Here is an 18,053-nt window from a genome sequence, read left to right as displayed (position 1 = left end):
GCAAGGAGGGCGACATGAACAAATTGCGACGCAAACCCGTTGTGGGCCTGGCCCTGGGCAGCGGCTCCGCAAGAGGCTGGGCGCATTTTGGCGTGCTGCGCGCGCTGCGCGAGGCAGGTGTCAGACCCGACATCATCTGCGGCACCTCCATTGGCTCATTGGTCGGTGCAACCTATGCGGCTGGCGAAATGGATGCCTTCGAGAGTTGGGTACTGGGCCTGGGTAAGCGCAAGGTCTTCGGCTTCATGGATTTCAATCTGGGCGGCGGATTGCTCAAGGGCGAGAAGATCATCGAATTCTGGCGCGAGAATTTCGTCCAGGAAACCGTGGAGCAACTGGGAACGCCGTTCGGCTGCGTTGCCACCGATCTGCAGACTGGTGCCGAGGTCTGGCTGCGCAAGGGCTCGATTGCCGAGGCCGTGCGCGCGTCCATCGCCTTGCCCGGCCTGTTCACTCCGGTGATGCGGGAAGGGCGGCTGCTGGTCGATGGCGGTCTGGTCAACCCGGTGCCGGTGTCGCTGGCGCGCGCCATGGGTGCTGACATCGTCATCGCCGTCGATTTGAATGCCGACATCATGCGCAGGCATATGAAGCCCGTGGACATGAGCGAGAGCGAGCTCAATCTGCATGCCCGCGAGCTCAGGGTCTCGCAACTGCATCTGGAAGAGGAGGAGCCCCCGGTACCTCTGGGTCAGATTCCCGAAGCTCTGGCGGCGAATGGCTCGCCGCTCGGTTGGACGGGTGCCTGGAAGCGCAGCATGACCAGCGTGAAGACATTGTCCTCGTCCGTCATGCGCAGGGGCCGCAAGGGGGAGGGGGATGCCGAGGACGATGCTTCTGTGCCTGTACCCTCGCTGGTCAATGTGGTCATGGCCAGTGTCAACATCATGCAGATGCGCATCACCCGCAGCCGCATGGCGGGTGACCCGGCCGAGGTGCTGATTGCTCCGCGCCTCTCGCATGTCGGGCTGATGGACTTCTACCGTGGGCGCGAATCCATCGATGAGGGCTATGCAGCAACCCAGCTGGCGTTGCCTGCGCTCAAGGACTGGGGTCTTTAGCCTGGGGCGCGCGGGCTCTGGAGTGCCGAGGATGCAGCCTGCTCAGCTGCGTATATAGGTCCAGCCATCCTGCTGCATGCGGGCGATGGCTTCGACGGCGCCCATGGGCAGTACCTGAATATTGTCCGGTGCGCTGATGCCGGCGTTCCTGAGCGTGTTGGGGCACAGCAGCACATGTGCCAGAGCCGGCCCCATGTCGTCGGGCTGATCCAGCACGACTTGCACGGCCTGGGCGTTGACGACAATCCAGACCTCCAGCTCGGGGTTGGCAGTTTTCAGGTTCTTGAAGTTGCCGCGTGCGCGGAGCAGCGCTTGCGTGCTGGGGGCATGCAGCACGATGCGGGTGTCGGGGTGCAGAGTGGGCAGCAGGGTGTTCCAGTCAGGTCGGCTCATGGTATTTGGGCAGATTTGCTATTGCAATGATAGCTGCTTGCAGATTCTGTGTAAGGGCTGTACGACGGTTTGAATCCTAACGTGCTGGCGACTTGGCGGGAGCTTTGTCCATCAACTCGTCCAGCAGCCCGGGCGGCATGCCGGTGCGGATCTGCACCAGTCCCTGGGCATTCTTCCAGATCGTCGCGGGTGTGGCCCCTAGGCCTGCACTGCTCATCAGCGCGGCGTTGCTGGCCAGTGCATCGCGGGCCGACAGGGGGATGCGCTGCAGCGGTGCAATACCCAGGGCATCGGGATTCTTGCCATGAGCGTCGGCATAGGCCATGGCGTGGCTGGCAAGAGCTTGCTCGGGTGCCTTGGAGGCCAGAATGGCGGCGGCCTTGCCTTCGCTGCTGGGGCGCAGCATGCCCACCAGAATATGGCGTAACTGCAACTGGCCAGCTTGCACCAGTGGCCTGGCATCGCGCCAGAGCTGGTTGCAATAGGGGCAGTTGGGGTCGGTGAACACATAGGCGATGCGGGCGGCATCGGGCCTGCCGTCGCCAATCCAGTGTGTACGCTCCAGATCGGTCCAGAACCCCTGACCCATGGGCTTTTGCACGGCATTGTGCAAGGCTTTGGCGTTGACATCCTTGCCCTGGGCATCAATGACGGTGCCGATCACCCAGTGCTTGCCGTCAGGCATGCGATAGATGGGGATGGGCTGCTGGTCGCGGTAGGCGGCCCAGGCCTTGAGGCCGCCGGAGCTCTGCATGGGGCCCACGATCTGCAGGCCTTGCTCGGCGAGAAACTGTGCTGAGGGCAGTTCGCTGTTTGCCGCACTGCTGGCGGCAATCACGTCGCGGGTATAGGCTACGGCCACCACGGTGGCTGCGGCTGCAGCGAAGATGGGGAGCGTCAGAGCCGCCAATTGGCGTGACAGGGGCTGTAAACGTGGCACGATAAACCTTTGTCCATTTTGAGTCATGGGGCCTGCGTTGGAGGCGCAATGATGCGCAACTGCTCGCTCAGGCTGGCGCGGGAGAGTTCCCCCGTACGGGTGGAGCGCAGGCGTCCGTTCGCGTCATAGAAATAGGTGGATGGCAGGGAGCGTTGCTGCCAGTGCTGACCGGCAAGCTGCTCGGGGTCCAGGAGCACCTGAGCCGGGGGTAGAGGCATGGACTGCAGATAGCGCAGGACTGCAGCGGCGTCTTCACCCTGGTTGATCCAGATGAAGCGCACGCCTGGATGGTCTTTTTGCGCTTGGGCCAATACCGGCATCTCGCGCTTGCAGGGCGGGCACCAACTGGCCCAGAGATTGATGACCAGCGGTTGACCGCCGTAGCTGCGCAGATCCGTGGGCTGAGCGGCAGCGTTGACCAGCGTCAAAGAGGGGAGTGAGGATGTAGGAGGCTCAACCCAATTTCGCAGTGCGTAGGCTGCCATCAGAATGAAGGCGCCCACACCCAGGGACTGCAGTACGCCACGTTTCAAGGTCACATGGCTGCGGCAGCTCCAGGCTGCCCAGAAAGCCGCCACCAGCAGTCCGGCCCAGAGGTTCCAGCCGCCGTCGCGAATATCCAGAATCTGCAGCGCGTTGGCGGGGGATGCGCTCACTGGCGCCCAGTACTCGGGCCACCATTGCACGACGTAGGCTGCGCGCGCTGCCACCAGTCCAGCAAGCGTGGCGTGAAGTAGCAGAGCCTCTACAGGCTGATCGCTTTGCCGCTGCTTGAGCCGCGCCCACCACTGGCTGGCAAGCAACGCCAGAAAAGCGGCAAGAGCCATGGTGGGCAGAGCGAGAGGGCCTATCCGCACGCTGGGGGGCAAGGCCAGTGCCTGCAACAAACCGGGTTGAGCTGCTTGCGTATTGTCTTCGCTCAGGGCTGGAGTCGGGGCATCCACATTCCTGTCTGCGCCTGTTTGAGCGGCGCTGATGCTCTGCTGCTGTACCGGGTAGCAGATGCCTATCTCGGCACAGCCCTGCCATTGCAACTCCAGTGGCCATTGCTCCGACCGTTCAGGCAGCGCAGCCTCAATGCGCAACTCCTGATGAAAGACCTGCACACGGCCAAAAAAGGCATCGCTCAGGGTCCGACCTTCAGGAATCTGCAGCGGTATCGGCTGCCCCTGAGCATTGAGCAGGCGCAACTGGTCGCGGTAGAGATAGTGGCCAGGGGCAATGTTCCAATGCAGCTCCAGCAGGCGGCGGCCATCAGCCTCTGTTTTGATGGCGCTTTGCTCGGGGCGTACCAGCTCGAACGCCTGTTCCGCACTCAGGACTTCGGGTTGCGCAGCGGGCTCGTCGGCATTCAGGCTGGGTAGGGTCAGCGGCTGTGCCCCGGCAGTCATCCCCGTCAGCAGGACTGAAAGCACAACGAGGGCTGCGGCAGAGCGAAGAGACATGAATGGTGGCGGCTGAATGTCTTGGATGAGGCAGCCCTGCATCTTGGGTGCAAGGGATTAAGCAGCGGTTAACGCTGCGAAAAGATAAATCTGCGATGCTCGGCCGATTCGGATAAACAAGGCGCGTAACGGGTACTCACATCTCCGGATGTGATGGTGCGGGTGGCGGTTGCGCAGTGAAAAAATGCATGTGCTGTTAGTGGAAGATAGCGCTTTGGTCGCCAGCGGGGTGAAGGCGGGCCTGCAGCTACAGGGCTTTGGCGTGGACGTGGTGGGTTGTGCCAGCCAGGCTGATGCGGCGCTCAAATCCTCCCATTTCGATGTATGTGTGCTGGATCTGGGTCTGCCCGATGAGGACGGTCTGCATCTGCTGGCGCGGTGGCGCCGTCAGGGGCTGGAGCTGCCGGTGCTGGTGCTGACCGCACGTGATGCAGTGGACCAGCGCATTGAAGGCTTGCAGACCGGGGCTGACGACTATCTGGTCAAGCCCTTCGATCTGCACGAGCTGGCGGCGCGACTGCATGCGCTGCTGCGACGGGCGGCGGGACGTACCGTGGACTGGATTGTGCTGGGCGATGTCAAAGTGGATCTGGCCGCCGGCCAGGCCATACGGGAGGGCAGCATCGTGGACCTGTCGCGTCGTGAATGGGCGTTGCTGCGCGCGCTGCTGCAGTCGCCGGGGCGAGTGCTGAGCCTGGAGCAACTGCGCGACAGCCTCTATGGCTACAGCCTTGATGTGGAGAGCAACGCGGTCAATGTACATGTGCACCATCTGCGTCGCAAGCTGGGCTCGGATATGGTGGAGACCGTGCGTGGTGTGGGTTTCAGATTAGGGCGCGTGCAGGGAGGCCGTTGCTGATGCGCAGTCTGCGGGTCCGTTTGCTGGTCTGGCTGTGTCTGGCGCTGTGCACGTTGTGGGGCGGTGTGGCCGCCTGGATGTTTGCCGACATGAGGCATGAGCTGCGTTCCGTGCTCGACGACCGACTGATTGCATCGGCCCGCATGGTGGCGGGCATTGTCCACCAGTTCAAGCCGCACAACACCAGTCCCGAGGACTGGGGGCCCATGCTCAATGTGGTGGCGCGTGATGGTGTGGCTTGCGAGGTCAGCATGATTCGCAGCGAAGTGCATACCGCGCCTACGCATGATGCTATGGATCCGGATGCAAGTGCTGTGTTGGACGAGGCGAGCGGCAAGGCGGCTCGACCGGCACTGATTCCGGCATCTCCGCTGGATGCACCGCGCACCAAAACTGCAAAGACCGGCCGCGCCGGGGATTCAGCAGATACGGTTCCCGAGCGGGCGACCGAGCCTACCGATTCTCAGGTACTGGCTCGCACTGCGGGTGCGCCCAGCTTCCAGGGGCCGCTGCCGCTGGGCTTCTCGAGCATCACCAAAGGCGGCAAGCCCTGGCGTACCTATGTGCTTGAGGAGCATGGTGTGCGCATTGCCACGGCCGACCGTATCGATGTGCGTGAGGGACTGATCCATGGTTTCGCCTACACCATCATCCTGCCCTTTGTGCTGGCGCTGCTGGCCAGCATGGTGTTGATGTGGTGGGGAGTGACGCGCGGCCTGCGTCCCCTTGAGTCGCTGCGCCAGGAGTTGAGCGAGCGTCCGCCCGGGGATGATTCGCCCGTGGCGCAAGGCAGGCAGGTCAAGGAGCTGGCACCATTGGTGCAGACCATCAATCACCTGCTGCAGCGCGTGCACAGAGCCATTGAGCGCGAGCGTCGCTGGAGCGACGATGCCGCCCATGAGCTGCGCACTCCGCTGACTGCCGTCAAAACGCATGTGCAGGTGGCGCAGATGGCGGTGGCCAATGCGGGGTCTCAGATGGTGGCTTTGAGGGATCAGCTCGGTGCCGGAAAAGCGGATGCTGCGCCCAGGCCGATTTCGGAGACTGCGCAGTGGAAGATGACCCGGCAGGCGCTGGAGCAGGCGGGGGAGGGCGTGGAGCATTTGCAGCACACGCTGGAGCAATTGCTGCTCTTGGCCAGGCTGGATTGTCAGCCGGTGAGCGAAGATGCAGGAGGCTCTCGTGCCATGGCCTGCGGTAGCGAACCCGCCTGTGCCTGGGAGGCTCTGGAAAAGGCCTGGGGATTGGCTGCCACGGCCATTCCTTCGGGCTCGCTGCGCCTGCGCTGGTTGCCTCAGCAAGCCCTGAATGACGTCAGGCTGCAGGACTTGCATGTGGCCGTACCTCAGCCCCTGCTGGTGTCTGCGTTGCGCAATCTGATGGAAAACGCCTTGCGCTATGGGCAGCAGGCAGGTGGCGAGTCGGGCGACTCTGCTGTGCTGCTCGGCTTGCGCCATATTGCGCAGCTGGCGCAGGTCGGCTGCGACAAGCCTCAGGCGATGCCTGTCAATCCTGCCGGTTATGTGGAGTTCACGGTGGTCGACCATGGGCCAGGGCTGAGCAGCGAGGACTGTGCTGTGGCGACCCAGCGCTTCTGGCGCAAGCAGCATCAGGCTCATGGCAGCGGCCTGGGATTGGCGATTGTGCAGCGCATTGCACAGTGCAGCGACGGTGAGCTGGAGCTACTGCCCTTGGCCAAGTGGCAGCAGCATAAGGGCTATGCATTCGAACAGGTGCACAACGGCCTGGCTCCAGAAGCGACGACAGGACTGGTGGTGCGTTTATGCCTGCCGGTGAAGTCCTGTGCTGCGCCGCCCGATTAGTCAGCTTAGGGGCCAATTGTTTGCAGCATTAATTGGCTCTTAATCTTCTATAAGTATCTTTGGGCAATGTGCTTGCTGTCATTGGGCTGCTTTGGCTCGTGACATTCCAGGTCAGACGTCGGCGTTCAGCACACGCCTGATGTGCGGCAGATCTGAGCCGCCTAAACCTCCATTCCCAAGATGAATCGCTTGAACACAAAGACTCTGCCCCGGTCGTGGGTGGCTGTCGGCATTTCCATGCTGATGGCGACCAGCGCCTGGGCGCAAGAACCTGCTGCCGCCAAGGCTGCATTGAACGGCAATGTCGCTTCCGGCGCAAAGATCGCTCAGTCCGGCTCGGCCGGCGGTGCGGCTGCCTGCGTCACCTGCCATGGTGCCAAGGGCGAGGGCCAGCCTGGCTTCCCCGCACTGGCGGGCCAGCACGCCGGTTACCTTGAGCGTCAGCTGAACCAGCTGGCGGCTGGTGCTCGTCAGTCCCCTGTCATGGCTCCCATGGCCAAGGCCTTGAGCGAGCAGGAGCGCGCCGATGTGGCTGCCTATTACGCCAGCCTGCAACTGCCCATCAAGAGCGTGCGCGGTGCATTGCCCGGCAAGAGCGACGATGGCGGTGCCTGGCTGGTCGAGCGCGGCCGCTGGGCCGACGGCATTCCTGCCTGTGCGCAGTGCCATGGCCCAGGCGGAGTAGGGGTGGGCAAGGACTTTCCGGCCATCGGCCATCTGACAGCCGACTATATGCAAAGTCAGATAGATGCCTGGAACAAGGGGCAGCGCGAAGCAGGCCCTCTGGGTCTGATGGGGGCTGTGGCCAAGAAGCTCACGGCCGATGACGTCAAGGCCGTTGCAGCGTACTACCAGCGCCTGCACAACCCCGCTGCTGCAGCAGCAACCGCCAAGCCTTAAGAGTTCGGGAGTTGACAATGTCGGACAAACAACAAACTGCTTCCAAAAGCTCCAATCTCGCTGAATACGCCGTGGTGGCCTGCCTGTTCGCAGGTCTGGGCGGCGCGCTCTGGTATGGCATGAGCATCAGCAGTCCCAAGAAGGCCGAAGAACCAGCCAAGGTGGCAGCGCCTGCTGCGGAAGCCAAGGCCGTGACAATGGCTGCCAAGCCCGGCGAATTCACACCTCCCGGCGTCAGCGACTACCCGGAAGGCCCCATGGGCGAGTGGGTGCGTCGTGGCGAAGCGATCTTCACACGCACGCCGGTCAATGCCGTGGGCTTTTCGGGCAATCCGCTGAGCTGCACCAATTGCCACCTCGATGCTGGTCGCTTGAAGGGCGCAGCCCCCATGTGGGGGGCCTACCCCATGTACCCGGCCTATCGCAAGAAGACCGACCATGTGGACACTTTTGCCGAGCGCGTGCGCGGCTGCTTCATGTACTCCATGAACGGCAAGGCACCGGACGACGGTCATGACATTCTGGTGGCGTTGGAGTCCTATGCCTACTGGATGGCACAGAAGGCCCCCACGGGCGAGAAGCTGCCCGGTGCAGGTTTCAAGAAGGCGGGTAAGCCTGAAGAGACTCCCACCTATGAAGCCGGTGCCAAGGTTTATGAAGCCAAGTGCGCGCTATGTCACGCTGCAGACGGCAAAGGACAGTTTGTCGGCGACGTGGCCGTGTTCCCGCCGCTGTGGGGCAAGGACTCCTATAACTGGGGCGCCGGCATGCATGACATCGACAAGGCGGCCAACTTCATCAAGAACAACATGCCCTACGGCAATGCAACGCTGAGTGATCAGGAAGCCTGGGATGTGGCGACCTTCATCAACAGCCAGGAGCGTGGCCAGGACCCGCGCTTCAACGGCAATTTGCAGGCCACGGCCGAAAAGCACCATGGCAAATACTCCATGTATGGCAAGGAAGTGAACGGCAAGCTGCTCAAGGGTCTGTAAATGGACGCTTGATCAGGTCTGCCGGATGCAGGCTCGAGGCCAGCCCTGTAGTCGGGCTGGCCTTTTTGTGATCGGGGTGACCAGAATGTGTGTCCAGCTAAGCAGCCGTTGAGCTATCGACGGTACGTTGCGCTCTGGTCACGGAGCCCAGGGTTTGGCAGGGCTGCACAAGATCCATTGAATCCGCACTCAAGCGTAGATTCGGAAAGCACGGGAAGATCACTTTCCGACAGACGTAGAAAAGCCCGGCGAGCCGGGCTTTTGCAATGGCAGGGCTTGAAAGATCAGGCCATGAACAGGTAGTGATCCACGAGCAGGGCGAGAAACAGCAGGCTCAGGTGAAGCAGTGAAAAACGGAAGGTGCGGCGCGACAGCTCGTCCGAGTAATTGCGGTACAGAGCCACCGCATAGGCGATGAAGCCAGCGCCAAGAACGACAGCCGCGAACAGGTACAGCCAGCTGCTCATGCCGTACATGAAGGGCAGCAGACCGGCCGCAAACAGCACAACGGTGTAGAGCAGAATCTGCAGGCGCGTGTATTCGCTGCCATGGGTCACGGGTAGCATGGGCAGGCCGGATTGGCGGTAGTCCTCCACGCGGTACAGGGCCAGGGCCCAGAAGTGGGGCGGAGTCCAGAGGAAGATGATGAGGAACAGAATCAGCGCCTCGGGGCCGACATTGCCTGTCATGGCGGCCCAGCCCAGCACGGGCGGCATGGCGCCAGAGGCTCCGCCGATCACGATGTTCTGTGGCGTGGCGGGCTTGAGAACCACGGTGTAGATCACCGCATAGCCGACAAAGGTAGCCAGCGTCAGCCACATCGTCAGCGCATTGGTCCAGACCAGCAAAATCGTGGCGCCAATCATGCAGAGAATGGCCGAGAAGGCCAGTGCCTGCTGACTCGAGAGTTCACCGCGCGCCGTGGGGCGCCAGGATGTGCGCTTCATCTTTGCATCGATATGACGCTCCACCAGGCAGTTGAAGGCCGCAGCGGCGGCCGCTACCAGCCAGATGCCGACGCAGGCAACGCCCATATGTATCCACTGATTGGCTGTAGGCCAACCAGGAACGGCCAGCACCATGCCGATCAGGGCGCAGAACACGATGAGCTGCACCACGCGCGGCTTGGTCAGTGCATAGAACTGGCTGATTCGCGAGGTGTTATTCAACAAGGCTTCACTTTGACTCATGCAATCACTCTTTTACGCTATGCCTCAGGCGGGGCGGCGCGCCATTTCGGGCCCGGGGGCGGCGACGGCATTTGCGCGCGTCACGGCCAGACTCCAGACCACAATCGTTACCAGGGCCGCGGCTCCACCGGTGTGAAGCACGGCCGCAACCAGGGGCCAGTCCAACACCACGTTGGACAGACCCGTCAGAACTTGCAGCACCGCAAAAAATCCCAGCAGCTGGCGCTGCTTGGCCAATGCAGGAACATGGCGCAATGCCCACCACAGACCAGCCAGTGCCAGAACCACCACATAGGCCGCCAGACGGTGGGTGTAGTGAATGGCGGTCAGCGCTTCGAAGCTGATGTGGCTGCCGTCCTTGAGCATGCCCAGAGGGCGCCAGATCTGCAGCGCTTCGGCAAAATTCATGGCTGGCCACCAGCTACCCTGACAGCCGGGGAAGGTCGTGCAGGCCAGCACGGCGTAATTGGTGCTGACCCAGCCGCCCAGGCTGACCTGGACGATGAGCAGCGCCAGGCAAAGCCACAGCACGATGCGCAAGCGTCTGGCGATCAGGGCCGGAGAGCGGCCAGCTTGCTGCTGGCTCAGGCCCGATGCGGGAATGGCGAGCAATGCCAGCAAGCCGGTACCGCCCAGCAGGTGCAGCGTAACGATGGCTGGAAACAGTTTCATGGTGACTGTCAGCGCCCCAAAAGCGCCTTGTATGCAGACCCATACCAGAGCCAGAGTCGGCCACCAGGGGTTGGCAGCGCCTCTGAAAGAGGTGTGTTGACCCGTTTGCCTGGCTGCACGTGCCTGCTTCCAGCTCATGACTGTCATGGCAATGATGAGCACGCCGACCGTGGTCGCCAGATAGCGGTGAATCATTTCCACCCAGGCCTTGCCATGGGTGACCGGGCCGGTCGGCATGGCAGCTTGCGCCTCGGAGATCTGGGCATGAGCTGCGATAGGGCTGGCCGTGCCATAGCAGCCAGGCCAGTCAGGGCAGCCCAGGCCCGAGTCTGTCAGACGTGTGAAGGCGCCGAATAGAACCAGATCGAAGGTCAGGAACAATGTCAGCACGCATAGCGCCTGCAGACGTTTGCTGGGGCCGGTGCCCCGACTGCGCCACCAGACCCAGCACAAGGGCCCCAGGGCCAGCACCAGACCGAAAGCCATCAGCTCCAGTGCAGGAGCCAGGTCGTATAGCTGCTGCTCTGTCATGCCGTAACTCCGCAGACTGGCTTCCATCGTCCAGCCGCCTGTGCTTCAGACAGGGCACGGCGGTCAGCGGGCAGGAAAAAATCGCAGAAGCAAAGCGGCATGATTCGGCAGGGGCGTTCAGTACTTGGTCAGTATTTACAGAAATTATTGAAGATCTTGGTCAAGCGCAAAAACGAGAGGAACCTGCTTGGTCATCGCGAGACTTGCGTGCTCCAGGACCAGGACTTTGCTCGACGCTTGGAGCCGCAGTTGAATGCAGGCTCTTTGATCCCGCACAATTTTACCCATGTGATTTGAGGCTAGGCAGTCGTGACCGGAGTGTCCCTAACAAAGAGGAAGAAAGGCTTGTCCTCAAAACCCTGCTTTCGGGGAAACTCCGAGGCAAAAAATTGCCAAAATGCTCTGATTTTGAACCGAGGCTACATAGCCTTGATGTACGATAGCTCCAGCTCGCAGCCTGGAACTGTGAGCCTGTCAAAGACAGCTGCAGTCGCGGCTTCGTCGCAGACGCGGGCGTCGTTCAATGGTAGGACTCTTGCTTCCCAAGCAAATAACGTGGGTTCGATTCCCATCGCCCGCTCCAGCTTTTCTTTTTTAAAACAAAGACTTATCACGATCTTTGTTTTTTCGGGGGAGTTCCTGGGGAGTTTTGTCCTATGAAGGACTCCAGCTTCGCCTGCTCTATATCCCCCTGACCGTCGTCCAGCCACTTGGAATAGACGTTCAAAAACATCTCTACCGAATGCCCCATCTGCTTGGCTGCATAGGCCGGCGTGGCACCTGCCATGAGCAGCATCGTCGCATAGGTGTGGCGCATATGGTTGGGCGGGCGGTACCGAATGCCCAGCGCCTTGAGCATCGGCACCCAGAAGGGGTTGCGAAAACGCTTGTCGTCTGCCCAGGGCTCGCCATGCGTCGGGTCGGCGAAGATCGTTTGTGAATCCTTGGGCGCGGCCTGGTTCATAACTTCGCTGGCCAGGCTACCGACATGCGCCCTCGGGGTCTGTTCCTTCTGCCTTTCCAGTGCATCCAGGGCCCGGCTGTTCAGGCTCACGAGGCGGGCCTTGTTGGTCTTGGTCTGCTTGCGCAGGCCCTTGACGACCGCTTCGTGGATCAGCACCTGCTTTTTGCTCCAGTCGATGCTGTGCCAGCGCAGGGCCACCATCTCGCTGGTGCGCAGACCTGAGAAGAATCGGAATGCAATCAGATTGGCGACCGTGGGCGCAAAGTTGGCACGCGCGTAGTCAATGATCTGCTCGACTTCCTCGCGGTCGAACGGGTCGGGTGGCTCCCTTTGCCACTTGGCGCTGGGGACTGCCGCGACAGGGTTCTCGGTGAGCAGTTTGTCGAGCACGGCCAGGTCCATTGCAGACCGGAGTGCCGACACATAGTTGTTGACGGTCTTGCCGCTCAGATCCGGCCGGGTCTTGATGGCGCGCAGAATGTCCGAGTGCTTCAGGGCCGAGACCTGCTTTTCGCCAATGAAAGGCTTCCAGAACTTGACCGCGCTGAGGTAGCCAGCCAGTGTCGAATTCTCTGCCACCTTCACCGACAACCAATGATCCAGCTGGTGGGCCACGGTCGTGCCGGCAGCCACCGTGCCGCCTTCCGGAAAATACTCGCGCATCACAAAGTTGCCCGCGCGGATCTTGAGCTTGATCTCAGCCAGCAGCCTGATGGCATATTTGATATTGGCAGGCGTTGGCGCAATGGCCTTGCCCTCCACCAGAAGAGTGCGGCGAATGCGCTCTCCCCGGTGGGCGAACGAGAGCCGAATGCCGCTCTCGCGAATCTCTACACCCCGCGCATTACCCATTTCTGGACTCCTTCACGGTCGATAAAAATGTGCGAGTCGGGCGACCTGAAGTACTCGCGCCGCTCGATCCAGACACCGCTCTCGATCTTTCGGCGAATCGCCTTCTCGGTGAAGCCCGAAATGGCCGCAAAAATCTTGATGGTGACAAAGCGATCCGGTGCCAGAAAGACCGGTGGCGGCTGGGTGGCGGTCAGAAAAGAGTCCATGTCATACCTCCTGAAAAAGAAGAACCCTGCTCAGTGGCAGGGCTCGGGGGTTGCTCGATCGATTGCGTGGGTCACATTGCGTGTTGCGTGTTGCGTGTGCGCATGCCGCGTTGAAGCACTGGCAGGCTCCTGGCTGCGCGCAGGCACCAGTGCGCAGTGAATGACGCGGGCATGCACCTCGCTACGCGGCGGGCGGCAGGCCAGCGTGTGGATGCGGGCGCGCTCCAGCTCCACCACCAGGGCGGCGCCGGGTAGCAGCGCTGCATGGTGTGTTTGCCAAAAGCGTTGCGCCGCCACACCCGTCCAGGTAGTGCGCCACGGCTCGGTGTGGTGCGGGCCCAGGCGGTCCAGCAGCAGCAACTGCAGCTGAAAAGCACCGCACAGCGCCGTGCTGGCCTGCGGCGGGGTGCGGCTGAGAAAGAGCGTTCCGGTATGGCGCATGCATGTCTCCTGTCAGAGCAATGAAAAAAGCCCGCCGGGTCTTGAACCTTGCGGGCTTTTGTTTGGGTAATGGTTTCTCAATTTGTGAGCGCGTTGCGCTTGCTCTATCTGCATTTGAAAGTAGTTTGCTGCCGATAGCTTTGCTGGGCTGGCGGTAGCCGCTTTGCTTTCCATAGCGCGTAGAAGGCGGCTGCGCTGGCGGTCGCGGTGCTGCAGCTCGTGCAGCACGGTGTCTATCGGATGCATCGGCAAGAGATCCCCAAGCCCAGGTGGCCCAGCTCGGCAAAGCCGTGGTCAAACGCTTCGGCTGCGCTGCGGGCGATGTGATGGATGGAGACGCAGCCGCATTTCAGAACAAAGATGCGCATGACGGCTGCTCCTCGAAAAGCGGCAAATTCAGGTGGTTGGCGGTGCCTGCACGCACCCGGTTGATGGTCATCAGCGCCGGGCCATGCTGGCTGCGGCGTCGTGGCTTGCTGGCCGCAGCTGCCTGCTCGGCCGCCATGCGTGCGCGGGCCTTGGCGAAGGTGTCGGCAATGTTGGTGCTGGCCGAGTTGCTGTACTGAAATGCCGCGCTGGTGATCGGCACGCTGGGCAAGGTGGGGCGAACTGCTTGCATGGGTTCTCCGGTTGAGGGCAAAAGAAAAGCCCGCTCAGCGGTTGCTGGCGGGCTTGGGGGTACAGAGAAAGTAGGTGAATCAGCTTATGTCGACGAAGATAAGTTGGGCAAGGACATCGCTTGCATGTTGTCGAATAGCTTCCCAATTTCGCTGCGCTTCTCGTCTTCTTGGGCGATCAGTTTTTTCACTGCATTTTTTGTTGTGCAGGAGTGAGCGCCTGCAAGTTTGATGACAGATCTATCCAGGCTGGGAATGATTGCCTCTTTTAGAAAACTCCTCATTTGAGAAAATGTCGCGTGATCAATGCCATTTTCTAAGGGCAATTTGTCAAGCTGCCCAAGATATTTCTGAATTTCATTCTTTGACCTCATTTGAAAGGCTAGAACAGGGTCAATACCCTCCAGGGTGTCAATCGCTTTCTTGTAACGATTGTGAACTTCCTCATCCAAAGGGAAGAAGTTGTGAAACTGGGCTTCTATCAATTGAAGGTCTTGTGCAGAGCAAGGTGCTCTTTTCTTGATTTCTGTCAAAACGATCCCAACGCCAACTATGTGATGCCTGACTTCAAGAAGATTAGCCAAGGCGCTTGCGACCGTTCTTTTTCTGTCCGCACGTGCCTTCAATAAATTCCCAGAACCGGAAATGACCCCTCCAAGAAGGACGCCAAGCAAAGGGATGACGAGCTGAAAAATGTCCATAAACCTCTAACTTTCACGGCCGAGTTGATCTTTTTGTATTGTGTTGCAATCTGTAATGTACTGGCGCCAGAAAGCTTCAAGAGGTTTCTTTCAAACCGCAGCGCCCTGGTGCAAGGCGCTCTGGTCTGGCCCCGATACGCTCGGGGAGGGCGGTGCCGGGATTCCAACCGGCGTTGCCGTTCTTGCTCTTGGCCGCATTCGCCTCACCCTTTTGACCGTGTACGCCCTTTGGCGGCTGGATACGGCAGGGATGCCGCGCAGAGCAGCGGCCGTGCCCGCTGATGCGATGGTGCCCGGGGACGCCCCGCATGGGTGGAGCGAACGACATGGGCAGGCGACTTTTGAAAGACCGGGCCTGACCCGGTCGATACCGTGGCGCCCATCGCGTCTGCAACCTCTGCTGCACTCCCTTGATGCCAACTGCGCGCTAGCGTTGGTGGCTTTGGCCCTGCGTAGGCGGGGCTGGGTGTGCTGCGGCCGCTGCTGCGATGGATGAATTTAACCATGGTTAAATTATTTTTGTCAACCATGGTTAAATTTTCTGTGAAGTTTTCTTCAAGCAAGGTCAAAAACAAAGAAGCCCGCTGTTGCGGGCTTGTGTGGAGGGTAATTCATGCGACTGCCGATTATGCGAAAAGGTCCGCTTTGACTCGATTTGATGGCCTGATCTCTGTCAAATGAGCGATCACATCAGCCCCGCGGCAGCTAACTAATTGCTTTCGTTGTCTTCATCAAACTGGAGGAAGATGGCTCCAGATAGGGAGGGGAAAATTCTCTCGCTAACGTTTGGGAATAAGGTGCGAGCTAGTTTGGTGTTTTCCTCGCGTTGCTTGTGGATGTGGTTCAAATTTTCTTTAAATCTAAATGCCTCAGCGATGATGAAAAGTAGTCGATATTCAGGTGAATCACTATCTAACGTAGGCTTGTACGCATGGACTATGTTAACAAAAGCGTTTTGCAAAATACTATTGCTAACACGTAATTGAAGTTCCTGTAATGTATTATGTAAAAGTTCACTAAAATAGGAAGATTTCTCGAAAACTTCAAGTCTGTTGTTGAGTACAGCGTGTCGTAATGTCTCCCTTATTGATGTGAATATCAAAAGCTGTTCTTCCGTTGATTGGGAGACTCCATGCCTTCCAAAAATGTAAGCACCAGGTAATGGAACCTTACGAAGAGGTTGTTGTTGAAAAGTTTTTTTTATCGGAAGCTGTTGAAGAAGGTATGCGCTGAATACTGCGGCCCTGAGCTCAGCAACCTCCGGTAAAAAATAAAGGTGAGAGCCTTCTGATGTTTGTGGTTCATTCGAATTTTCCATAGGTGGGTCAACCACATCGAACGATAGCTTCTTTGCCTTTTCCAATTCAGCGAACGAACAGACGCTTGACTTTGGAGGGTTGCATGTACCTCCCATCCCAACTCCGATTATCGAATCCAGTTGCTTCATTGCTTTCATGACCGCTTTTGGTCGATAAGAGGTCCCGCCGCCCTTGGCCTCGAAGACGTGCCAGTCACCAACATTGTCTTCAATTAATAAATCCGGGGTTTTTTCACTTCTTGAGACTACCTGCATTAAGGCGCCGGGTTTTAAAAATGCCTCTTTTGTGTATGTTGAGTTATGGAGTGCCCGCACTACCTTGCGAGAGGGCGCCATCCATCTATCCGCCGATATGCGTGTACCAGCTTGTCCTAAGTGATAAGATATTGAGTTAAGTTCTGATGTATCAAGTCGATTGGCGAAACTACGTGTAAGAACCTCGCCATTTGAAATTACTAAAGCACTTAAAAGCCAATTTTTTCGAAGAATTAGAAAATTGAAAAAATCGTCTTTTTCTTTTGAGTTAAAGCTAATGAAGTCACTCCAATTAGACTTCTCTCCATACCCTGTTTCATAAAGTGCTCGTGAAAACTCAGCTGGGGTTATATCCCAACTAGTATTTAGAGCACTCTTTGCAGAGAAAATGTTGTTGATTATTGACCGGAAGTCAGCTGGAAAAATTTTTGGCTTCTTGTTTTTTGGGTACCAGTATCTGAAATCTGTGGGCATAGTTAATGGGTTTTTTGTTCAAATATGTCACAAGCTAGGTGCATGTGCCTCCTAGAAATAATGAGGCATATAAGTTGTAATGACCAAAATATTATTTTGGTTGAAGTCAGAGACTTGGTATTTTAAAAGCCAATTGCACCATGCAGTAAATTGTAGATTTTCTGTTGAGGCGAGGCGCGAAGAAAAAGAGCGACAACGAGACGCAATGACGCGCCAAGGTAGGCGAGTGGGACTCAGTCGGACGCTTTGCAGCGGCTTGGTTGGCTACAATTTTTGCCCATTCCAGGCCCAGACGACTCGACCCAGCACGCGTACCTGGTGATCCCCATTCAGTTCATCCACGGTCTTGATGTTGGGGTTGTCTGAGCTGACCTCCAAGGTGCCAGTCATGCGCATACGCACGCGCTTGATATAGGTCTGGCCGTGCACATCCAGGACGTAGACGCCTTCATGGCTGGCAGGGTCGCGCGAGCCTATGTCGACCAGCAGCACATCGCCGTCGCTGAAGGTGGGCGACATGCTTTCGCCTTGGGCGTGGATGAACTTCAGCTCCCGGATATTGCCGGGCTTGATGTGCTGGTTGATCCAGTGCGCGGATAGGGCTAGGTCGCCCACCACATAGTCCGCATCGAGCGTGTCATTGCCTTTGCCCATGCTGCCGCTGTTGGCCAACAGGGGGATGCGCACCAAATCGTCGCTTTCTTCTGAAAAAACAATGCTGTTGGCGTTGCGGGCCATGTCGCCCATGCCAGTGGCAAGCCAGTCCGACGACACATTCAGGCGTGCAGCGGCCTTGGCATTGTTTTCGGCAGTGAAAGCCTTGCTCTCGCCCTCAAGGACTTTGCGCGCAGCCTGATAGGAGACGCCAACAGACCTCGCAAGCTCTGTGATGTCGACACCAGCAGCCTTCATTGCCTTCTCTAGGCGTTCTTTGTAATCAACCATGGTTGAAATCATGGCGGAATCAATACTAACTATGGTTGCTTTCATGTTTTAACTAAGGTTAAACTTGAGACATGACGATCCGAAAAACAGAGGCCATAGAAATGCTGGGTGGCTCCACCAGAGAAGTGGCGGCCGCTTTGGGTGTGTCTTACCAGGCCGTCGACAAGTGGCCTGACGTTCTCAGCGACAAGGTTGCAGACCGCGTACTTGCTGCATGGACTCGTCGCAACGTCGAGGGCTTGCCGCCGCCGTTTGCGAAGTCAGTCGCTCTGCCGCAAGCCGGGCAAGAGGCTGCTCATGGCTGAATCCAATTCATACCTGGCGTACAGGTGCGAGCTTGTGAAGCTGCAGGCCAAGGCGCTGCAGCTTCACGCTCAGATGGTGGGCAACGGATTGCTCAAAGAGCGGCTGCTGGAAGAGTCCAGTCTTGCAGCTCTTAGTGCAGAGCAAGGCGAATGCTCTCCTGCGGCA

The 18,053-nt window shown here is 58.9% G+C and carries 17 protein-coding genes and 1 tRNA gene; 6 read left to right on the top strand and 12 right to left on the bottom strand.

Features of this window, described 5'->3' with window-relative positions:
* The first annotated feature begins 14 nt into the window (after positions 1-14).
* On the top strand, positions 15-1,061 hold the full coding sequence (locus tag DFO48_RS15090; protein ID WP_114863938.1) for a patatin-like phospholipase family protein: 1,047 nt from the start codon (positions 15-17) through the stop codon (positions 1,059-1,061).
* A gap of 42 nt (positions 1,062-1,103) precedes the next feature.
* On the opposite strand, the gene DFO48_RS15085 is transcribed toward DFO48_RS15090, so the two are convergent.
* The 3 genes from DFO48_RS15085 to DFO48_RS15075 form a co-directional block, all read right to left on the bottom strand.
* Positions 1,104-1,454 carry a hypothetical protein gene (locus tag DFO48_RS15085; RefSeq protein WP_114863937.1) on the bottom strand — a complete coding sequence of 117 codons (351 nt, stop codon included), beginning with the start codon at positions 1,452-1,454 and terminating at the stop codon, positions 1,104-1,106.
* A gap of 76 nt (positions 1,455-1,530) precedes the next feature.
* Positions 1,531-2,394: a thiol:disulfide interchange protein DsbG gene (gene dsbG, locus DFO48_RS15080; RefSeq protein WP_114864248.1), complete on the bottom strand. Its 864-nt coding sequence runs from the start codon at positions 2,392-2,394 to the stop codon at positions 1,531-1,533.
* Between the two features lie 23 nt (positions 2,395-2,417).
* Complete coding sequence (locus DFO48_RS15075) at positions 2,418-3,839, bottom strand: prolipoprotein diacylglyceryl transferase family protein (RefSeq protein WP_233506410.1); 1,422 nt, start codon at positions 3,837-3,839, stop codon at positions 2,418-2,420.
* A gap of 184 nt (positions 3,840-4,023) precedes the next feature.
* On the opposite strand from DFO48_RS15075, the gene DFO48_RS15070 reads away from it, so the two are divergent.
* The 4 genes from DFO48_RS15070 to DFO48_RS15055 all read left to right on the top strand — a co-directional run bounded on the left by DFO48_RS15070 (position 4,024) and on the right by DFO48_RS15055 (position 8,416).
* Positions 4,024-4,698, top strand: coding sequence for a response regulator (locus tag DFO48_RS15070; protein WP_114863935.1), 675 nt, complete (start codon positions 4,024-4,026; stop codon positions 4,696-4,698).
* Entirely contained in the window at positions 4,698-6,521 is a 1,824-nt protein-coding gene (locus DFO48_RS15065; protein WP_114863934.1) for an ATP-binding protein, read from the top strand. The genes DFO48_RS15070 and DFO48_RS15065 overlap by 1 nt, the downstream gene beginning before the upstream one ends.
* A gap of 180 nt (positions 6,522-6,701) precedes the next feature.
* On the top strand, positions 6,702-7,421 hold the full coding sequence (locus DFO48_RS15060) for a c-type cytochrome (RefSeq protein ID WP_114863933.1): 720 nt from the start codon (positions 6,702-6,704) through the stop codon (positions 7,419-7,421).
* 17 nt (positions 7,422-7,438) lie between these two features.
* Positions 7,439-8,416, top strand: coding sequence for a c-type cytochrome (locus DFO48_RS15055; protein ID WP_114863932.1), 978 nt, complete (start codon positions 7,439-7,441; stop codon positions 8,414-8,416).
* Between the two features lie 284 nt (positions 8,417-8,700).
* Here DFO48_RS15055 and cyoE read toward each other — a convergent pair whose 3' ends face one another.
* Positions 8,701-9,606: a heme o synthase gene (cyoE, locus tag DFO48_RS15050; RefSeq protein WP_003062379.1), complete on the bottom strand. Its 906-nt coding sequence runs from the start codon at positions 9,604-9,606 to the stop codon at positions 8,701-8,703.
* A 24-nt stretch (positions 9,607-9,630) separates the two neighbouring features.
* On the bottom strand, positions 9,631-10,809 hold the full coding sequence (locus DFO48_RS15045) for a heme A synthase (protein ID WP_114863931.1): 1,179 nt from the start codon (positions 10,807-10,809) through the stop codon (positions 9,631-9,633).
* Between the two features lie 509 nt (positions 10,810-11,318).
* On the opposite strand from DFO48_RS15045, the gene DFO48_RS15035 reads away from it, so the two are divergent.
* Positions 11,319-11,392, top strand: a tRNA-Gly gene (locus DFO48_RS15035).
* Positions 11,393-11,419: 27 nt separating this feature from the next.
* Here the strand turns inward: DFO48_RS15035 and DFO48_RS15030 are convergent.
* The 7 genes from DFO48_RS15030 to DFO48_RS15000 form a co-directional block, all read right to left on the bottom strand.
* On the bottom strand, positions 11,420-12,625 hold the full coding sequence (locus DFO48_RS15030) for an Arm DNA-binding domain-containing protein (RefSeq protein ID WP_114863929.1): 1,206 nt from the start codon (positions 12,623-12,625) through the stop codon (positions 11,420-11,422).
* Positions 12,604-12,831, bottom strand: a complete 228-nt coding sequence (locus tag DFO48_RS15025) for a hypothetical protein (protein ID WP_003054634.1) — start codon at positions 12,829-12,831, stop codon at positions 12,604-12,606. Before DFO48_RS15025 ends, DFO48_RS15030 begins: the two co-directional genes overlap by 22 nt.
* Positions 12,832-12,861: 30 nt before the next feature.
* Complete coding sequence (locus tag DFO48_RS15020) at positions 12,862-13,272, bottom strand: hypothetical protein (protein WP_199407007.1); 411 nt, start codon at positions 13,270-13,272, stop codon at positions 12,862-12,864.
* A gap of 349 nt (positions 13,273-13,621) precedes the next feature.
* Positions 13,622-13,891, bottom strand: coding sequence for a hypothetical protein (locus DFO48_RS25185; RefSeq protein WP_147282743.1), 270 nt, complete (start codon positions 13,889-13,891; stop codon positions 13,622-13,624).
* Positions 13,892-13,975: 84 nt separating this feature from the next.
* Positions 13,976-14,590 carry a hypothetical protein gene (locus tag DFO48_RS15010; protein WP_114863928.1) on the bottom strand — a complete coding sequence of 205 codons (615 nt, stop codon included), beginning with the start codon at positions 14,588-14,590 and terminating at the stop codon, positions 13,976-13,978.
* A 709-nt stretch (positions 14,591-15,299) separates the two neighbouring features.
* Positions 15,300-16,637 (bottom strand): hypothetical protein, encoded by a 1,338-nt coding sequence (locus tag DFO48_RS25180; RefSeq protein WP_147282742.1) that lies wholly within the window; start codon positions 16,635-16,637, stop codon positions 15,300-15,302.
* A gap of 264 nt (positions 16,638-16,901) precedes the next feature.
* Entirely contained in the window at positions 16,902-17,582 is a 681-nt protein-coding gene (locus DFO48_RS15000; RefSeq protein ID WP_158545673.1) for a S24 family peptidase, read from the bottom strand.
* Positions 17,583-18,053 lie beyond the last annotated feature (471 nt).

Source organism: Comamonas sp. AG1104, from assembly GCF_003350425.1.
Classification (GTDB): Bacteria; Pseudomonadota; Gammaproteobacteria; order Burkholderiales; family Burkholderiaceae_C; genus Comamonas; species Comamonas testosteroni.
This window is presented reverse-complemented; position numbering and strand designations above follow the sequence as displayed.